Genomic DNA, 17007 nt, shown 5'->3' on the forward strand with positions numbered 1-17007 from the left:
GAATGGAGCTTCCCCAGGCGGGCACTTGTACTCTGATCGATCCGAGGGGAGACCCTAATGAATTACAACTGGGACTGGGGCGTGTTCTTCAAGTCCACCGGCGTGGGCAGCGAGACGTATCTCGACTGGTTCATCTCGGGGCTTGGCTGGACCATTGCCATCGCCGTCGTGGCCTGGATTGTCGCGTTGCTGCTGGGCTCTATTCTGGGCGTCATGCGCACCGTGCCGAACCGCATCGTATCGGGCATCGCGACCTGCTACGTCGAACTGTTTCGTAACGTGCCGCTGCTGGTTCAGCTGTTCATCTGGTACTTCCTGGTGCCCGATCTGCTGCCGCAAAACCTGCAGGACTGGTACAAACAGGACCTGAACCCGACCACTTCGGCCTACCTGAGCGTCGTCGTGTGCCTGGGCCTGTTCACCGCCGCGCGCGTTTGTGAGCAAGTGCGCACCGGCATCCAGGCCTTGCCTCGCGGCCAGGAATCCGCCGCTCGCGCCATGGGCTTCAAGCTGCCGCAGATCTACTGGAACGTGCTGCTGCCCCAAGCCTACCGGATCATCATTCCGCCACTCACCTCGGAATTCCTCAACGTCTTCAAGAACTCCTCCGTGGCGTCCCTGATCGGCCTGATGGAGCTGCTCGCGCAGACCAAACAGACCGCCGAGTTCTCGGCCAACCTGTTCGAGGCCTTCACCCTGGCCACGCTGATCTACTTCACCCTGAACATGAGCCTGATGCTGCTGATGCGCCTGGTCGAGAAGAAAGTTGCCGTACCGGGCCTGATCTCCGTAGGGGGTAAATGATGGAATTCGATTTCAGCGGCATTATTCCCTCCCTGCCCGGCTTGTGGAACGGCATGGTCATGACCCTGCAACTGATGGCGCTGGGCGTCGTCGGCGGGTTGGTCCTGGGCACCATCCTGGCGCTGATGCGCCTGTCGTCGAGCAAGCTGCTGTCGCGGCTGGCCGGCGCCTACGTGAACTATTTCCGCTCGATCCCGCTGCTGCTGGTAATCACCTGGTTCTACCTGGCGGTGCCGTTCGTGCTGCGCTGGATTACCGGTGAAGACACGCCGATCGGCGCGTTCACCTCGTGCATCGTGGCCTTCATGATGTTCGAAGCGGCGTACTTCTGCGAAATCGTCCGCGCCGGTGTGCAGTCGATTCCCAAGGGCCAGATGGGCGCCGCCCAGGCACTGGGCATGACCTACGGCCAGATGATGCGGTTGATCATCCTGCCCCAGGCGTTTCGCAAGATGACGCCGCTGCTGCTGCAACAAAGCATCATCCTGTTTCAGGACACCTCGCTGGTCTACACCGTCGGCCTGGTGGACTTCCTCAATGCTTCGCGGGCCAGTGGCGACATCATCGGCCGCTCCAATGAGTTCCTGATCTTCGCAGGTCTCGTGTACTTCACAATCAGCTTTGCCGCCTCGCTGCTGGTCAAGCGTCTGCAAAAAAGGTTTGCCGTATGATCTCTATCAAGAACATCAACAAGTGGTATGGCGACTTCCAGGTACTGACTGATTGCAGCACCGAGGTCAAGAAAGGCGAAGTGATTGTGGTCTGCGGCCCGTCGGGCTCGGGCAAATCCACGCTGATCAAATGCGTGAACGCACTGGAGCCGTTCCAGAAAGGCGACATCGTGGTCGACGGCACGTCCATTGCCGACCCGAAGACCAACCTGCCAAAACTGCGTTCGCGTGTCGGCATGGTGTTCCAGCATTTCGAACTGTTCCCGCACCTGACCATCACCGAAAACCTGACCATCGCGCAGATCAAGGTGTTGGGCCGCAGCAAGGAAGAAGCCACCAAAAAGGGCCTGCAACTGCTGGAGCGCGTCGGCCTGTCCGCCCACGCGCACAAGCACCCTGGCCAGCTTTCCGGTGGTCAGCAACAGCGTGTGGCAATTGCCCGTGCGCTGGCGATGGACCCGATCGTCATGTTGTTCGACGAACCGACCTCGGCGCTGGACCCGGAAATGGTCAACGAAGTGCTCGACGTGATGGTGCAGCTGGCCCACGAAGGCATGACCATGATGTGCGTGACCCACGAAATGGGCTTCGCTCGTAAAGTGGCCGACCGAGTGATTTTCATGGACGCCGGCAAGATCATCGAAGACTGCCCGAAAGAGGAATTCTTCGGCGACATCAGCGCCCGTTCCGAGCGTGCGCAGCACTTCCTTGAGAAGATTTTGCAGCACTAAGGCACCCGTCACGTGCTCGATACCGCACCAATCCCCTGTGGGAGCAAGCTTGCTCGCGATAGCGCACTGACATTCAACATCAATGTTGACTGTAAAGGCCTCATCGCGAGCAAGCTCGCTCCCACAGGGGCCGGCGGTGGCTCGCGATCAAGTGTTGTGGTTGACCCAAGGCATCTGTGATGAAATGCGACCCCACCCTCTATTGCGCCGCGCCGCCATCACTCGCCGTGAAACCCCGTCTGATTCGCCACCTGCTCCTGCCGCCGCTGATCATCGCCCTGATGATCGGACTGGGTTACGTCGGCTTCTGGACCAGTGAACACTATGGCATTCGCAGCCTCAGCGAGAACGGCCAGCGTCAGCTAGAACTGCATGCCCGCGCCGTCGAGAGCGAGATCAGCAAATACACTTATCTGCCCAGCCTGCTGGAACTCGAATCCAGCGTGTCCAGGCTCCTGGACGACCCGTCCCCGGAGAACCGTCAAGCGGTCAACGATTACCTTGAAGGCTTGAACCGGCGCAGCCGCAGTCGGGCTATCTATGTAATGGACACCACGGGCCGCGTGGTCGCCACCAGCAACTGGCGCGATGTCGACAGTTACCTGGGCGAAGATCTGTCTTTCCGAGCCTATTTCCAGGACGCCGTTCGCGGTCAGCCCGGGCGTTTCTACGGCATTGGCAGCACCAACGGCGAGCCCGGTTACTACCTGGGCCACGGCCTGGAAGAGCACGGCAAGATCATTGGCGTCGCCGTGGTCAAGGTGCGCCTCGAAGCCATGGAAGAACGCTGGCAGCGGGCGCGTCTGGAGGCCTTTGTCAGCGACGAAAACGGCATCATCATTCTGTCCAGTGATCCGGCGCGGCGGCTCAAATCCGTGGTGCCATTGAGCGACGACACCAAGGAAAAACTCGCCCGCAGCCTGCAGTACTACTGGTTCCCGCTCAACGAACTGGAACCGCTGGCCCGGGAGACCCTGGCCGAAGGCGTGGAGAAACTGACCTTTCCCGCCAACAGCGAAGTGGCGTCCGATGAACAGGACATCAGTTACCTGGCCCAGACCCGGCCCCTGAGCGACACCCCATGGAATTTCACCCTGCTCACGCCACTGGCAGACTTGCGCCGTGAAGCGATCAATCAAGGCATTCTGGTCGCCGTGGCCTTCGCGCTGGTGGCGTTTCTGCTGATTGCCTGGAACGAGCGGCGCAAAGTGATCGCTACCCGCCTCGCCGCCCGCGAAGCCTTGCAGGAAGCCAACAGCCAGCTTGAACGTCGGATTACCGAACGCACCACCGACCTGCGGGCCAGTAACGAGCGACTCAAGAGCCAGATCCGCGAACGCCGGCAAGCTGAAGAAACCCTGCGTCGTGCCCAGGATGAACTGGTGCAGGCTGGCAAACTCGCGGCCATCGGCCAGATGTCCACCAGCATCGCCCATGAACTGAACCAGCCATTGGCGGCGCTGCGCACGTTGTCCGGCAACACCGTGCGTTTTCTGGAGCGCGGGCAACTGGACGTGGCCAGTACCAACCTCAAGACCATCAACGAACTGATTGACCGCATGGGCCGGATCACCGCCAGCCTGCGCTCCTTCGCCCGCCGCGGCGATGATCAGGGCCAGGCCAGTCTCGGCAAGGCCGTGGACGCGGCCCTGCAATTGCTGGGCAGTCGCATCGATAACAATCAAATGAAACGGCATCGTGAATTCGCCGATGTGCAGGTACGGATCAGCCAGACACGGCTGGAGCAGATTCTGGTCAACCTGATCAGCAACGCCCTCGACGCCATGCAGTCGCAGCCGCTGCCGGAGCTGTGGCTGGAAGGCGACGAGTTCGACGGCAAGTATCGCCTGCGCGTGCGCGACAACGGCCACGGCATTGATGCGCACGCGCGCAAGCACCTGTTCGAGCCGTTTTTCACCACCAAACCCGGCGCTCAGGGCCTGGGCCTCGGCCTGACCCTCTCGGCCAGCCTCGCCGCCGCCGCCGGCGGGCATCTGGGTGTCGAACACCCGGCCAGCGGCGGCACCACCTTCGTCCTCAGTTTACCGTTGGTAAGCCCCACTCCCGCCGAGCCAATATGAACAACGACCTTAGTGTGCTGATTGTCGAAGACGATCCCCATGTCCTGCTCGGCTGCCAGCAGGCGCTGACCCTCGAAGACATTCCCTGCATCGGCGTCGGCAGTGCCGAAGAAGCGCTGGAGCGGGTCGGCGACAACTTTGCCGGCATCGTCATCAGCGACATCCGCCTGCCGGGCATCGATGGCCTGGAACTGCTGACCCGCCTCAAGGCCCGGGATCGCAGCCTGCCCGTGGTGCTGATCACCGGCCACGGCGACATTTCCATGGCCGTTGGCGCGATGCACAAAGGCGCCTACGATTTCATGGAGAAACCCTTCTCCCCGGAACGCCTGGTGGATGTTGCCCGCCGCGCCCTGGAGCAGCGCAGTCTGGCGCGCGAAGTGTCGTCGTTGCGTCGTCAGTTGGCGGAGCGTGATTCACTTGAAGGGCGGATCATCGGACGCTCGCCGGCCATGCAGAACCTGCGCGAATTGATCGCCAACGTCGCCGATACCTCGGCGAACGTGCTGATTGAAGGGGAAACCGGTACCGGCAAGGAACTGGTCGCCCGTTGCCTGCACGATTTCAGCCGGCGGCACACCCGACCGTTCGTCGCGCTCAACTGCGGCGGCCTGCCGGAAAACCTGTTCGAAAGCGAAATCTTCGGCCACGAAGCCAACGCTTTCACCGGCGCCGGCAAGCGGCGGATCGGCAAAATCGAACATGCGGACGGCGGCACGCTGTTTCTCGATGAAGTGGAAAGCATGCCGCTGCCGTTGCAGATAAAACTGCTGCGGGTGTTGCAGGAACGCACCCTCGAACGTCTCGGTTCGAACCAGAGCGTGGCGGTGGATTGCCGGGTGATTGCGGCGACCAAATCCGATCTGGACGAGTCGAGCCGCAGCGGCGAGTTTCGCAGCGACCTGTATTACCGCCTCAACGTCGTGACCCTGGAACTGCCGCCACTGCGCGAACGTCGCGAGGACATCCTGCAACTGTTCGAACATTTCCTGCAGCAGTCTTCGCTACGTTTCGACCGTGCAGTACCGGAGCTGGATAACCAGACCCTGTCGCACCTGATGAGCCACGACTGGCCGGGTAACGTGCGCGAGCTGCGCAACGTCGCCGAACGCTTCGCCCTCGGCCTGCCGGCGTTCAAAAAAACCGGCGCCAGCGGCAGCAATCACGGTCTTGCCTTTGCCGAAGCGGTGGAAGCCTTTGAACGCAACCTGCTCAGCGATGCCCTGCAACGCAGTGGCGGCAACCTGACCCAGGCCAGCCTGGAACTGGGCATGGCCAAGACCACGCTGTTCGACAAAGTGAAGAAGTACGGGCTGAGTCACTGATGGACCTGATTATAAAGGCCGCCCTGGGTGCGGCAGTGGTGCTGATCCTCGCCGCGCTGGCGAAGACCAAAAACTATTACATCGCCGGGCTGGTGCCGCTGTTCCCGACCTTTGCGCTGATTGCCCATTACATCGTTGGCAAGGGCCGTTCGCTGGATGACCTGAAAACCACCATCGTGTTTGGCATGTGGTCGATCATTCCGTACTTCATCTACCTGGCGACCTTGTATGTGATGGTCGACCGGATGCGGCTGGAGGCGTCGCTGGCGGTGGCGGCGGTGGCGTGGTTGATGGCGGCGACGGTGCTCGTCACGGTCTGGCTGCGCTTTCAAGCCTGACCACCACCCCCTACTCGCGAAGGCCGAGTGTCAGGCGACATCATTGCTGATTGACCCACCGCCTTCGCGAGCAGGCTCGCTCCCACATTGGATCTCAGCATTACAGACAGCTGGCCCGGCCCTTGCATTTGCCCCTCAAAGCCTTCCCGGTGTGCGGGAGGATCTGCCAAGGGTAAACCTGACGTTGAATATTTTCCCGACCGCTCAGGCCCTGATCGAGGGCCGACACCCATGACCTTGACCGTTATCCTGCTCGTCGCGTTTTCCATCGTGCTGGACGTCATTGGCCAGCTCTGCTTCAAACTCGGCCTGGACCGTTTGCCGGAACTGGAAGGCGGCTTTCGGCTGAACGCATTCTGGGGCCAGGTGTTTAACGCGCCGCTGCTGTGGGCTGGCATCGGCGCCTATGCGCTGGAGTTCTTCGTCTGGCTCGAAGCGCTGTCCCGTGCACCGCTGAGTCTGTTGTTCCCCGCCGGGGCCCTGGCCTATTGCGGCGTGGTGCTGGCAGGCAAGGTGGTGCTGGGCGAAACCGTCAGCCGTCGGCGCTGGCTCGCCACCCTGGTGATTACGGCGGGCGTGATGCTCGTGTGTGCCGGCCATGCCTGAGGCTCAATTGACGATCAAAAGGAACAACTCGATGGATTGGCTGCACGGGCGACTGGGCACAGTGGTGCTGTGGGCGCTGCTGATCATTCTGGAAAGCGCCGGGCAGATCGCAACCAAAGTCGGCGGCGATCAACTGGGGCAAATGAGTTTCTCCCTGCAATGGCTGCAATCGGTGGCGGTCGATCCCGGCGTGTTGTTGGCGGTGGGTTGTGGCATCGGCGCGTTTTTTGTCTGGATGCTGATCTTGCGCCGCAGCAGCCTGTCGCTGGCGTTTCCGCTCAGTTCGCTGGTATTTGTGGGGGTGTTGCTGGGGTCATGGCTGGGGTTGGGCGAGCAGATCAGCGCCCTGCACTGGCTGGGTGTTGCGGTGATCATTGGCGGGATTGCGTTGCTGGCCGAGGGGGAGCAGGCCTGAGGCCTCTCCCCAATTCTTGTCAATTCACACAATCCCACAGGTTTTACGTTCACCTGTTCAGATCAATGAAACTTATAGGCAATCGCTACCTGCGCTTCGCCCTGATCTTCATGGCCTTCCTGCTTGACCAGGCTGCTGTCCGCCGCCGAGCCGGTCAGATGAATCCAGCTGACGCTGGTCAGCAACGACCAATTGTCGGCCAGGGGAAACTCGAAACTCTGAGTCAGCGTCACGTTCTGAAAGCCGCCGCTGGCGTTGTACCGGGCAATGCCGCTATTGCGCGAGGCATGGTTACTGACGCCAAAAAACGCCTGATTCTGCTGCGCATCGGCAAAGTGTGCGGTCAATTCACTGCTACCGATCACGCCTGCGCCCAGCGGATAACCCAGCTCGCCACCCAGGCGTCCCACAATACCTTCCAACCCGCCGACGGTCTGGCCCAAGGAGGCAAACAGCCGCCAGAAGTCAGCCGGGGCATACTGAACAAAGCCACCGACCACGCCCATATCCGGCACGTCGTGAAAGCCTTGCAGACTGCCGTTGGCGGTGCGTCCCGGCAGGTAATTGAGGAACGGGCCGGCGCTGAAACCATTGCTCTTGAGCGCGCTCCAGGTCAGGCCGTCATCGGTACTGAGGCTGACGTCGCCCCAGTCCAGGTCGAGGTAGGGGATGGGCCGGACTTCGGTGCGACTGCCCGTCGGGTCATGGGGCTGATAGCTGAGCCCCAGGCCCGCTTCACCGGTAATGCCGTCGGCCATGGCACAGGCCGATAGCCCGGTCAGCGCAAAAAATACAGCGCAAGTGATCCTCTTCATGAGGCGATTCCTTATCTGAACATGCGCGCATCAATCCCCAGATGCCCCCCGTCGCGCAAGCACTCATGTTGTTTGTAGCAACCTACAAAAATTGTAGCTTGATTTGATACAAACACCGCATCACCCCCGCCAATACGGGGCCATCGGTACTTGGCACAGTCCCTGCTCTACCCCTTCGCAAGCGCAAACAGCGCGCCCTGAGCACTGTCTCGACAGAAGTAGGTAATACAGATGATTGACTGGCACATTGTGTGTGATTTCGACGGGACCATCACCCGCACCGACGTGATCGACAGCATTCTCCAGCGTTTCGCCGACCCGAGCTGGGAAGCGATCGAAAACGAATGGCTGGCCGGTGACATCGGTTCCCGTGAATGCCTCAGCCGCCAGCTTTCGCTGGTCAAGGCCACACCGACCCAATTGCTTGAATTCTTCGACAGCATCGACATTGATCCGGATTTCCCCGACTTCGTCGATCACGTGATCGGCCTCGGCGCCTCGCTGGAAGTGGTCAGCGACGGCATCGAACAAGGCATCGCGCGGATCCTGGCACGCAACTACGTCACCCTGCTGCCGATCCTCGCCAACCGCCTGCGTCAACTCGATCACGAGAGCTGGCGCATCGACTTTCCGTATTCAAGCGATGCCTGCCGCGCTGCGTCCGGCAACTGCAAATGCAAATCCACACCCAAGTCCAAGCGGGTGCTGGTGATTGGCGATGGCCAGTCCGACATGTGCGTGGCGTCCACCGCCGACTTCGTGTTTGCCAAAGACCGTCTGGCCGAGTACTGCGAGCGCAACGCCATCCCGTATGCGCGCTTCGACAATTTCGCTGAACTGCCGGCCCTGCTCGCCGCGCTGCCTACCGGCCGCGCCGCCAACGCCACCGCTTTCGCTCTTGAATCCTCCGAACTTTCGACTCAAAACCAGGAACTCTTCCATCATGTCTGATATTCGAATTGCTACCCCGGAAGACCAGATTCTTCTGGACAAAGAAGCCAAATATTGCTCCTACGGCGACACCGTTCACTACATCGATCCGCCGCGCATCTTCAGCCGCTGCGAAGGTTCCTACGTCTGGGACACCGAAGACCAGGCTTACCTCGACCTGCAAATGTGGTACTCGGCCGTCAACTTCGGTTACGCCAACCCGCGCCTGAACAACGCGCTGAAACAGCAGATCGACACCCTGCCGCAGATCGCCAGCCAGTACTTGCACAAAGGCAAGATCGAGCTCTCGGAAATGATCGCGGTCGATGCCAAGAAGAAGTTCGGCCTCGACGGTCGCGTGCACTTCAACGTCGGCGGTTCGCAGTCCATCGAAGATTCGTTGAAAGTCGTGCGTAACGCTTCCAACGGCAAGAGCCTGATGTTCGCCTTCGAAGGCGGCTACCACGGCCGTACCCTCGGTGCTTCGTCGATCACCTCCAGCTTCCGCTATCGTCGCCGCTACGGCCACTTCGGCGAGCGTGCCAACTTCATCCCGTTCCCGTACCACTTCCGCGGCCCGAAAGGCATGACCAAAGAAGAATACGGCAGCCAGTGCGTGAAGAATTTCGCTCGCCTGTTCGAGACCGAATACAACGGCGTCTGGGACCCGAAAACCAACCAGTGCGAATACGCAGCCTTCTACGTCGAGCCGATCCAGGGCACCGGCGGCTACGTGATTCCGCCAATGAACTTCTACAGCGAACTCAAGCAAGTGCTGGATCAGCACGGCATCCTGATGGTCGTCGACGAAATCCAGATGGGCTTCTGGCGCACCGGCAAGCTGTGGTCGATCGAGCACTTCGACGTCAAGCCGGACGTGATCGTCTTCGGCAAAGCACTGACCAACGGCCTCAACCCGCTGGGCGGCATCTGGGCCAAAGAAGAACTGATCAACCCGAAAATCTTCCCGCCAGGTTCGACTCACTCCACCTTCGCCTCCAACCCGTTGGGTACTGCGGTAGGTCTGGAAATGTTCAAGATGACCAGCGAAGTCGATTACGGCGCGATGGTCATGGCCAAGGGCAAGTACTTCCTCGAAGGCCTGAAAGACCTGCAGAAACGCTACCCGATCATCGGCGACGTCGATGGCCTGGGCCTGGCACTGCGCTGTGAAATCTGCGGCCCGGACGGCTTCACACCGGACAAGGCAACCCTGGATTTCATGGTCGACGAAGGCATGAAAGGCGACATCGAAATCGACGGCAAACGTCTGGGTCTGATCCTCGACGTGGGCGGTTACTACAAGAACGTGATCACCCTGGCACCGTCGCTGGAAATCAGCTACCCGGAAATCGACCTCGGTATCGCTCTGCTCGACCGTCTGCTTGATCGGGCCATGAAAAGATGATCCACGACGAGATCGATATGGGCGAAGGCAACGCCGGTTTCGTTCTCGGCACAGGGGAGGTCGCGGTGTTGTTGATCCACGGCCTCACCGGCACCCCGACGGAACTCCGTCGGGTGGCCATGGGCCTGGCGAAAGCCGGGCACACGGTGTATGTGCCGACCCTGGCCGGGCACTGCGGGGGCAACGCCGACCTGCAAGCCACCGGCTGGCGCGACTGGTATGAAAGCGCGCGTAACACCTTCACCGGCGTGCGCCGCAAGCACGAAAAAGTCTACGTCGGTGGCTTGTCCATGGGCGCAGTGCTGTCGATGTACATGGCTGCCGAACATCCGGGGCAGATCGAAGGCTTGCTGCTGTATTCGACCACCCTGCGCTACGACGGCTGGAGCATCAACAAGCTGGCGTTCCTTACGCCGTTGCTGATGAAAATCCCGTTCGGCGTGCACCTGTGCAGCTTCGAAGAAAAACCGCCCTACGGCATCAAGAATGAGCGCCTGCGAGCCATCGTCGAACGCCAGATGAAAGAAGGCGAAAGCAGCCAGGCCGGCTTGCTGACCATGGAAGGCGTCACCGTGCGCGAACTGCACCGGCTCAACGCCGTGGTGAAAAAATGCATGCCGTCGATCACCACACCGGCGTTGGTGCTGCACTCCATCGAAGACGACATCACCAGCCGCTGGAACGCCGATTACGTCGAACGCAAACTCGGCGGCCCCGTGGTCAAGGTGCTGCTGGACGACTGCTATCACATGATCACCGTCGACCTGCAGTACCGCCGCGTGATTGAACTGAGCGTGGACTTCATCGAACAGCGTTTCATGCAACAACGCGCCACCCCACAACCCCTGCGCGAAGAGTATCGGCAGCTGGCGTAATGGTTGAGTACACAATGCTTGATGACAGGCTGACTCCCCCCGTGGGAGCGGACTTGCTCGCGAAAGCGGTATGTCAGCGACGTTGATGTTGACTGACACCACGCTTTCGCGAGCAAGCCCGCTCCCACAGGGATTGCGTCTGTTCCTCATGTTTTCCAGCGATCAAAAGACGTGTAGATAGCCACAGAAATCCAAGGAAAGAACGTGATCACTGCCCTTGCCTTCTCGACCATCGAGGCCATCGACCGCTGCGCCTGGAATGATTGCTTCGCCGATGGGCCGCAGGACTGGGATTACTATCGCTGCGTTGAACAGGCCGGGATCACCGATTTTCAGTGGCGCTACCTGGCGCTGTATGAAGACGACGTGTTGATTGCGGCGGCAGTGGCGTTCATCACCGCCTATTCGCTGGACACTCGCGCGCAGGGATTGGGCAGGCGCATCTGCCAACAGCTGCGTCAATGGTGGCCGGGCTTGTTCGAGGTGCGCACGTACGTACTCGGCGCACCATTGACCCATGGCTCTCAGGTGGCGACCGCCCCCTCCATTGACCCGTCCCGGCGCCCGGCACTGCTGGACCAACTGCTGAGCCTGGCCAGGTCTGATGCCGATCATGCCGGGATCGGGCTGTTGGCGGTCAAGGATGCCTCTGACCGTGATCCACAATGGCTGCAAACCTGCCGCGAAGCCGGCCTGCAAAGCCTGCCCGAGCGACCCGATGCCGAACTGTCGGTGGCCTTCGGCTCCGTCGACGCCTATCTGGGCAGCCTGGACAACACCACCCGCAGAGACCTGCGTCGCCTGCTGCGCGGCCAAGGCCCGCGCGTCGAATGGCGGCGTTCTGTCGAGGATGTACTGCCGCGCATGATGGCGCTGTATGAAACCAGCCTGGCCCAGCGCAAACAGTCAGCACAACGCCTGCCGCCGGCCTGGTTTCAACAGCTGTTTGAACACCTCGATAGCCGCGTGGTCTGTGTGCTGTACTGGGTCGGCGACGAGCTGGTGGCGTTCAATCTGGTCATGCTGGACAAACAACGACTGGTGGACAAACTGTTCGCCCATGATCAGTCACGTACGGTGGATCAGCACTGGCCGCTGCGGCGCTGGCTGGTCAATGTCAGCTACTGTATTGAACACCGGATCGCGATCTACGCCAGTGGCAAGGCCACTGACGCCAACACGCGGCACCTGGGTTGTTCGTTGACCGGTAATACCCTGTTTTTCCGCCATCGCAACCCGGCGCTTGATACGCTGTTGCGCGTGGTGAAAGTGTTGATTCGAGCGGACCGATCCGCCCCCGTCATGGCTGCTGCGATAAGCGAAACCCGATGATCAAAGACCACCGCACCAAAGCCCGACCTTTTGCCCTTTCCGGCTGGAGCCTGCAACGCAAACTGGTGTTGGCGTTCTGGCTGGTCAGTGTGATCCCGACCATGATCGCCGCCGAACTGGCCGCCACCACCCTGTCGCAGATTTTCGACAGCAACGTGCGGATCTGGCTGCAGGAATCGACCAAGATCGTCCAGGACGAAATCACCGAGATCCTGCGCGACAACGCCCGGGTCGCGCAGCTGTTCCTGCGTTATACGCGCCCGCCCACCGACCGCCAGTCGGCCAAACACGACAAGCTGACCACTGACATCGCCGATTCCATGGGCATAGACGTGGTGGCACTGATCCGCGACAGCGACAACAAAGTGGTATTCAGCACCGCCGCCGACGATATCGTGCGCCAGATCAGCACCGCCCCCAAAGCCGTGTTGCAAACCCTGCAACTCAGCGGTATTGCCACCGGCACCGTGGTCTCGACCTTTGCCACCGAACAGGCTGGCGTTGACTACAAACTGGTGATCGCCACCTATCTGGACAGCAGTTTTCTCACCAGCGTGGCCGATGTGCACTCTCTGGACCTGCGCCTGTACCTGGCCAAGGGCGATCGTTTTTCAGAGATTTTCTCTACCCAGCGCTTCGAAGACCACCCGGCGGTCGTGCCGGAAAAAATTCAACAAATCCTCAGTACCACCCACCAGCCGACCGAACAATTCACCAGTCGCTACAGTGGCATCTACCGGCCGATCCTCAGCGAAAGCGGAGAATTGCAGGGCGTGATCTTCAGCGGTCTGCGGCGCAATACCAGCCTGGTCGGGCTGGTGAACCAGAGCAACCTGTTCATCCTGATTTTCATCCTCAGCTCGGCGGCCTCGCTGGCAGTTGGCTGGCTGGTCTCCCAGCGCCTGACCAAGCCGTTGCGCGGTCTCTCCAATGGCGTGCAGGCGGTGATTGCCGGCGATTATCGACAGCGTCTGCCGGTCACCGGTGGCGACGAACTGGCGGAACTGAGCAGCACCTTCAACCACATGAGCGAGCGTCTGGAGGAACTGCAGAATCTGGAATCCCAACTGCGCCGCCGCGATCGCCTGCACGCCTTGGGTGAAGTGGCCATGGGCCTGGCCCATGAAATCCGCAACCCGCTGGGCATCATCAAGACCGCCACGCAGCTGTTGCATCGCCGGGCCGACTTGCCGGAAACCGACAAACGTCATCTGGAATACGTGGTCAGCGAAGTCAGCCGGATCAACGACCTGATCACCGAGTTCCTCGACTTCGCCAAACCCAGTGCACCGATGCGCTCCACCCAACCGGCGCGCACGCTGGTGGATGAACTGGTCGGCTTCTGCGCCCCGGAACTGGCCAGCCACAACATTGACGTGCGCATCGACGATCAGGCGCCCGGCGCGACGATTTACGCCGACGCCCGGCAGCTCAAACAGGCCGGACTGAACCTGATCGTCAACGCCATCGATGCCATGCCCGATGGCGGGCGGCTGACCCTGTCGATCCGCAACGACACCACTTACACCATTATCGGTGTGACAGACACCGGCCAGGGCATCGAAGCCGATATGCTGGAACGCATCTTCACACCGTTCGTCACCACCAAGGCCTCGGGCACCGGCCTGGGCCTGGCCAAAGTCTTTTCGATCATGGAAAACCACGACGGGCGTATCGAATGCATCAGCGAAAAAGATGCCGGCGCCACGTTCAGCCTGTACATTCCGGCCCATGGCGAAGACTTCGATGAGGGCAGCGATGACGCATAACATACTGGTGGTCGACGACGAGCCCAAGCTCTGTGACCTGCTGGCATCGGCCCTGAGCCAGAACGACATCACCGTCTTCACTGCCAGCAACGGCCTGCACGCGCTCAAAGTGCTGGAGGCCGAAGACATTGATCTGGTGATCAGTGACTGGCGCATGCCCGGCATGGACGGTCCGCAACTGCTGGCGGAAATCAAAAACCGCTTCCCGCAGTTGCCCGTGATTGTCATGACCGCCTACAGCACGGTGAAAAACGCCGTGCAATCGATGCGCAACGGTGCCTTCGACTACATCGCCAAGCCGTTCGACATTGATGAGCTGGACATCACCGTCAGCAAGGCCCTGCAATTTCGCGACATCCTCAAAGACAACCAGCGCATGCGCGCCGAACTCGACGAACACCAGCAGATCGACAGCCTGGTGGGCGATAGCCCGAGTTTTCGGCAGGTGTTGCAAGCGGTGGATTCGGTGCGCGAAAGCAACGCGACCATCTTGCTCACCGGCGAGAGCGGCACCGGCAAGGAAATGGTCGCCCGGGCCATCCATAAGCATGGCAATCGCGCCGACAAACCCTTTGTCGCGGTCAACTGCGCGGCGATTCCCGAGGGGCTGCTGGAAAGCGAGATGTTCGGCCACCGCAAAGGCGCCTTCACCGGCGCGGTATCGGACCGGATCGGGCGTTTTCAGCAAGCCGACAAGGGCACGCTGTTTCTCGATGAAATCGGCGAAATGCCCTTGGCCTTGCAGGCGAAAATCCTGCGTGCCCTGCAGGAGCGAATCATCGAGCCAGTGGGCGATCCGCGGGAACGCAAGGTCGATGTGCGGGTTATCGCCGCCACCAACAAAAACCTGCTGGACGCGGTGGCCAACAAGGAGTTTCGCGAAGACCTGTATTACCGCCTCAACGTGTTCCCGATTCCGTTGCCGGCCCTGCGCGAACGGCTCGAAGACATCGCCCCGCTGGCCCGGCATTTCGCCAACACACTGGGCAGCGCCGCCGGTAAACGCTTCAGCGGTTTCAGCCCCGAGGCGTTGCAGGCCATGGCCAGTTACTCGTGGCCGGGCAATATTCGAGAGCTGCAAAACTGCGTGGAGCGGGCGACCATTGTCGCCTCGGGCACGGTGATCGAAGAGCAAGACCTGCCAGCCTACCTGTTCGCCTCACAACCGGCTGACAGTAGCGCCCTGACCAGCGACGTCAACGGCGTGCCGGCAGACCTGGAAGCGGCGCTGGCGGAAGTCGAAAAGACCTACATCCTCGCGGCGCTGCAACAGAGCAACGGCGTACAGGCTGCAGCTGCGCAACTGATCGGGATTTCCGAGCGCAGCTTCTGGTATCGGCTGAAGAAGCTGGGCATTCATGTGGACAAGATTGTCCGCTGATCGCTCAAGACGTTTCATGGCGAGAACGGCGTGATCATCTGCTGACGGCTACTGTCCACGGCTTGATAAAACGCCTTGGACAGGCTGGAGTAGGTTGGCTCATCCCACTCGCCATGGGCGGCCAGTACCGTGGCAAAAGGTTGAAACCACAGCAGTTTGTTGTCACTCAGATCGATCAGCATGCCCTGCCCGCTCACCTGTGCCTTAGGTACGCTGAGCGGTATGTAGACGTAGTAGCTGCGGGTGGCGCCGACGGTGAAGACATTCAGCAGCAACAGACGATCCACGCCGTAACGGGCCTTGATCGCCGACATGTCATGGTCCATGTAGCCTTCGCGAAAACCGGTTTCCTTGTAAGCACTCAAATCCACCGGCTCGTAGATTCGCCTGGCTTTGTAGCCCTTGGCTTGCAGCTTGGCGACGATGACATCCGGCAAGGTGTTGAGACTGCTCACCTGCCATTTTTCGACGGCATCAATGAGCCTGCTGTTCACACCCCGATTGATGACATAACCGAGAATGCCCTGATGGCCGGTCACGGCCAGTTCCGGCTCCGGCATCACGGTGATCGCCACGCCGATGGTCGTCTCTTTGGCGGCCCAGAATTGTGGGTCCAGCGGTACGGGAGGTTGTACATGGGCGCAACCGGTGAGAATCAGGCACGCCAGCACCGTGATAGCTGCCCGGATGCGCAGAGCGTGAGTGTTCATTAATCATGTCCATATGATTGATAACGAAGCGCCTGTCAGGGCGGCAACCGTATTGATCATAGTGGCTCAGCGGTATGTCCTGCGCACCTTCCGACACGCGGGCTTCAGCTCACCGTGCCGCCCTTGGCCTCGCTCATGATCTGCCGGATCGCCCCGACGAACGTTTCCACCGGCTGCCCGCCGGTAACGGCGTATTGCCCGTTGAAGACCACCGTCGGCACGGAACTCACCCCGCGCGTCAGCCACAGCTGTTCTTCTTCGTGCACTTCTTTGGCGTATTCGTCCGAGGCCAGGATCGCTTCGGCTCGCTGCCGGTCCAGCCCCACGCTTTCGGCGATCTGCGCCAACTGGCCGTGATCCGACGGGTTACCGCCGTCGGTGAAATACGCCTTGAACAGTGCCTCCTTCAGATTGAACTGCAAGCCCTCAAGCGTCGCCCAGTAGAGCAAGCGATGGGCATCGAAGGTGTTGTAGATCCGGCTGTTGCCGTCGGTGCGAAAGGCAAACCCCACTTCGGCACCCCGGGCGCGGATCATCTCGCGGTTCTTCTGCGACTGCTCTTTGGTCGAGCCGTACTTTTCGGTGATGTGTTCGGTGATGTTCTGGCCGTCGGGGCCCATCTTCGGGTTCAGCTCGAATGGCTGGAAATGAATCTCGGCCTGCACTTCATCGCGCAGCACCTCAAGCGCCCGGGTCAGGCTGTACAGACCGACGGCGCACCAGGGACAGGACACGTCGCTGACGAATTCGATTTTCAAGGGGGTACTCATGACACACCTCGCAGACTTGAGCAGGACCGCAAAGGTTGCACGATAC

17 protein-coding genes are annotated in these 17007 nt (G+C 60.6%); 14 read left to right on the plus strand and 3 right to left on the minus strand.

Translation table 11 applies throughout. From position 1 onward, the window contains the following. Positions 1-57: 57 nt before the first annotated feature. The 8 genes from POF45_RS09860 (at position 58) to POF45_RS09895 (ending at position 6971) form a co-directional block, all read left to right on the plus strand. Positions 58-804 (plus strand): amino acid ABC transporter permease, encoded by a 747-nt coding sequence (locus tag POF45_RS09860; RefSeq protein WP_259496245.1) that lies wholly within the window; start codon positions 58-60, stop codon positions 802-804. Beyond that, positions 804-1475, plus strand: a complete 672-nt coding sequence (locus POF45_RS09865; protein ID WP_259496246.1) for an ABC transporter permease subunit — start codon at positions 804-806, stop codon at positions 1473-1475. Before POF45_RS09860 ends, POF45_RS09865 begins: the two co-directional genes overlap by 1 nt. Next, positions 1472-2206, plus strand: coding sequence for an amino acid ABC transporter ATP-binding protein (locus POF45_RS09870; protein WP_007916729.1), 735 nt, complete (start codon positions 1472-1474; stop codon positions 2204-2206). Before POF45_RS09865 ends, POF45_RS09870 begins: the two co-directional genes overlap by 4 nt. A 179-nt stretch (positions 2207-2385) precedes the next feature. Further along, positions 2386-4287, plus strand: coding sequence for a two-component sensor histidine kinase AauS (aauS, locus tag POF45_RS09875; RefSeq protein ID WP_259496249.1), 1902 nt, complete (start codon positions 2386-2388; stop codon positions 4285-4287). Next, complete coding sequence (gene aauR, locus POF45_RS09880; protein WP_282315590.1) at positions 4284-5612, plus strand: two-component response regulator AauR; 1329 nt, start codon at positions 4284-4286, stop codon at positions 5610-5612. Before aauS ends, aauR begins: the two co-directional genes overlap by 4 nt. 8 nt (positions 5613-5620) lie before the next feature. After that, positions 5621-5950, plus strand: coding sequence for a GlpM family protein (locus POF45_RS09885; protein ID WP_282316028.1), 330 nt, complete (start codon positions 5621-5623; stop codon positions 5948-5950). A gap of 231 nt (positions 5951-6181) precedes the next feature. After that, a complete protein-coding gene (locus tag POF45_RS09890; RefSeq protein WP_259496251.1) occupies positions 6182-6556 on the plus strand; it encodes a DMT family transporter in 375 nt (124 codons plus the stop codon). A gap of 31 nt (positions 6557-6587) precedes the next feature. Next, entirely contained in the window at positions 6588-6971 is a 384-nt protein-coding gene (locus tag POF45_RS09895; RefSeq protein ID WP_282315591.1) for a DMT family transporter, read from the plus strand. A gap of 62 nt (positions 6972-7033) precedes the next feature. Here the strand turns inward: POF45_RS09895 and POF45_RS09900 are convergent, their stop codons facing one another. Next, a complete protein-coding gene (locus POF45_RS09900) occupies positions 7034-7786 on the minus strand; it encodes a MipA/OmpV family protein (RefSeq protein WP_259496254.1) in 753 nt (250 codons plus the stop codon). 231 nt (positions 7787-8017) lie between these two features. On the opposite strand from POF45_RS09900, the gene POF45_RS09905 reads away from it, so the two are divergent. The 6 genes from POF45_RS09905 (at position 8018) to POF45_RS09930 (ending at position 15481) form a co-directional block, all read left to right on the plus strand. Then, a complete protein-coding gene (locus tag POF45_RS09905; protein WP_259496256.1) occupies positions 8018-8737 on the plus strand; it encodes an HAD-IB family phosphatase in 720 nt (239 codons plus the stop codon). Next, positions 8730-10124, plus strand: a complete 1395-nt coding sequence (locus tag POF45_RS09910) for an aspartate aminotransferase family protein (protein WP_259496258.1) — start codon at positions 8730-8732, stop codon at positions 10122-10124. Before POF45_RS09905 ends, POF45_RS09910 begins: the two co-directional genes overlap by 8 nt. After that, positions 10121-10999: an alpha/beta hydrolase gene (locus POF45_RS09915; RefSeq protein ID WP_259496260.1), complete on the plus strand. Its 879-nt coding sequence runs from the start codon at positions 10121-10123 to the stop codon at positions 10997-10999. Before POF45_RS09910 ends, POF45_RS09915 begins: the two co-directional genes overlap by 4 nt. 204 nt (positions 11000-11203) lie before the next feature. Then, positions 11204-12331 (plus strand): GNAT family N-acetyltransferase, encoded by a 1128-nt coding sequence (locus POF45_RS09920; RefSeq protein ID WP_282315592.1) that lies wholly within the window; start codon positions 11204-11206, stop codon positions 12329-12331. Next, complete coding sequence (locus POF45_RS09925) at positions 12328-14100, plus strand: sensor histidine kinase (protein WP_259496263.1); 1773 nt, start codon at positions 12328-12330, stop codon at positions 14098-14100. Before POF45_RS09920 ends, POF45_RS09925 begins: the two co-directional genes overlap by 4 nt. Next, positions 14090-15481 carry a sigma-54-dependent transcriptional regulator gene (locus POF45_RS09930; RefSeq protein ID WP_259496264.1) on the plus strand — a complete coding sequence of 464 codons (1392 nt, stop codon included), beginning with the start codon at positions 14090-14092 and terminating at the stop codon, positions 15479-15481. Before POF45_RS09925 ends, POF45_RS09930 begins: the two co-directional genes overlap by 11 nt. Before the next feature lie 14 nt (positions 15482-15495). Here POF45_RS09930 and POF45_RS09935 read toward each other — a convergent pair whose 3' ends face one another. Continuing rightward, a complete protein-coding gene (locus tag POF45_RS09935; protein WP_259496266.1) occupies positions 15496-16191 on the minus strand; it encodes a hypothetical protein in 696 nt (231 codons plus the stop codon). 104 nt (positions 16192-16295) lie between these two features. Beyond that, the gene (locus POF45_RS09940) at positions 16296-16961 is read right to left on the minus strand and encodes a DsbA family oxidoreductase (RefSeq protein WP_282315593.1); all 666 of its coding nucleotides are present in this window, start codon (positions 16959-16961) and stop codon (positions 16296-16298) included. Positions 16962-17007 lie beyond the last annotated feature (46 nt).

The organism is Pseudomonas fungipugnans (genome assembly GCF_029955235.1).
Classification (GTDB): Bacteria; Pseudomonadota; Gammaproteobacteria; order Pseudomonadales; family Pseudomonadaceae; genus Aquipseudomonas; species Aquipseudomonas fungipugnans.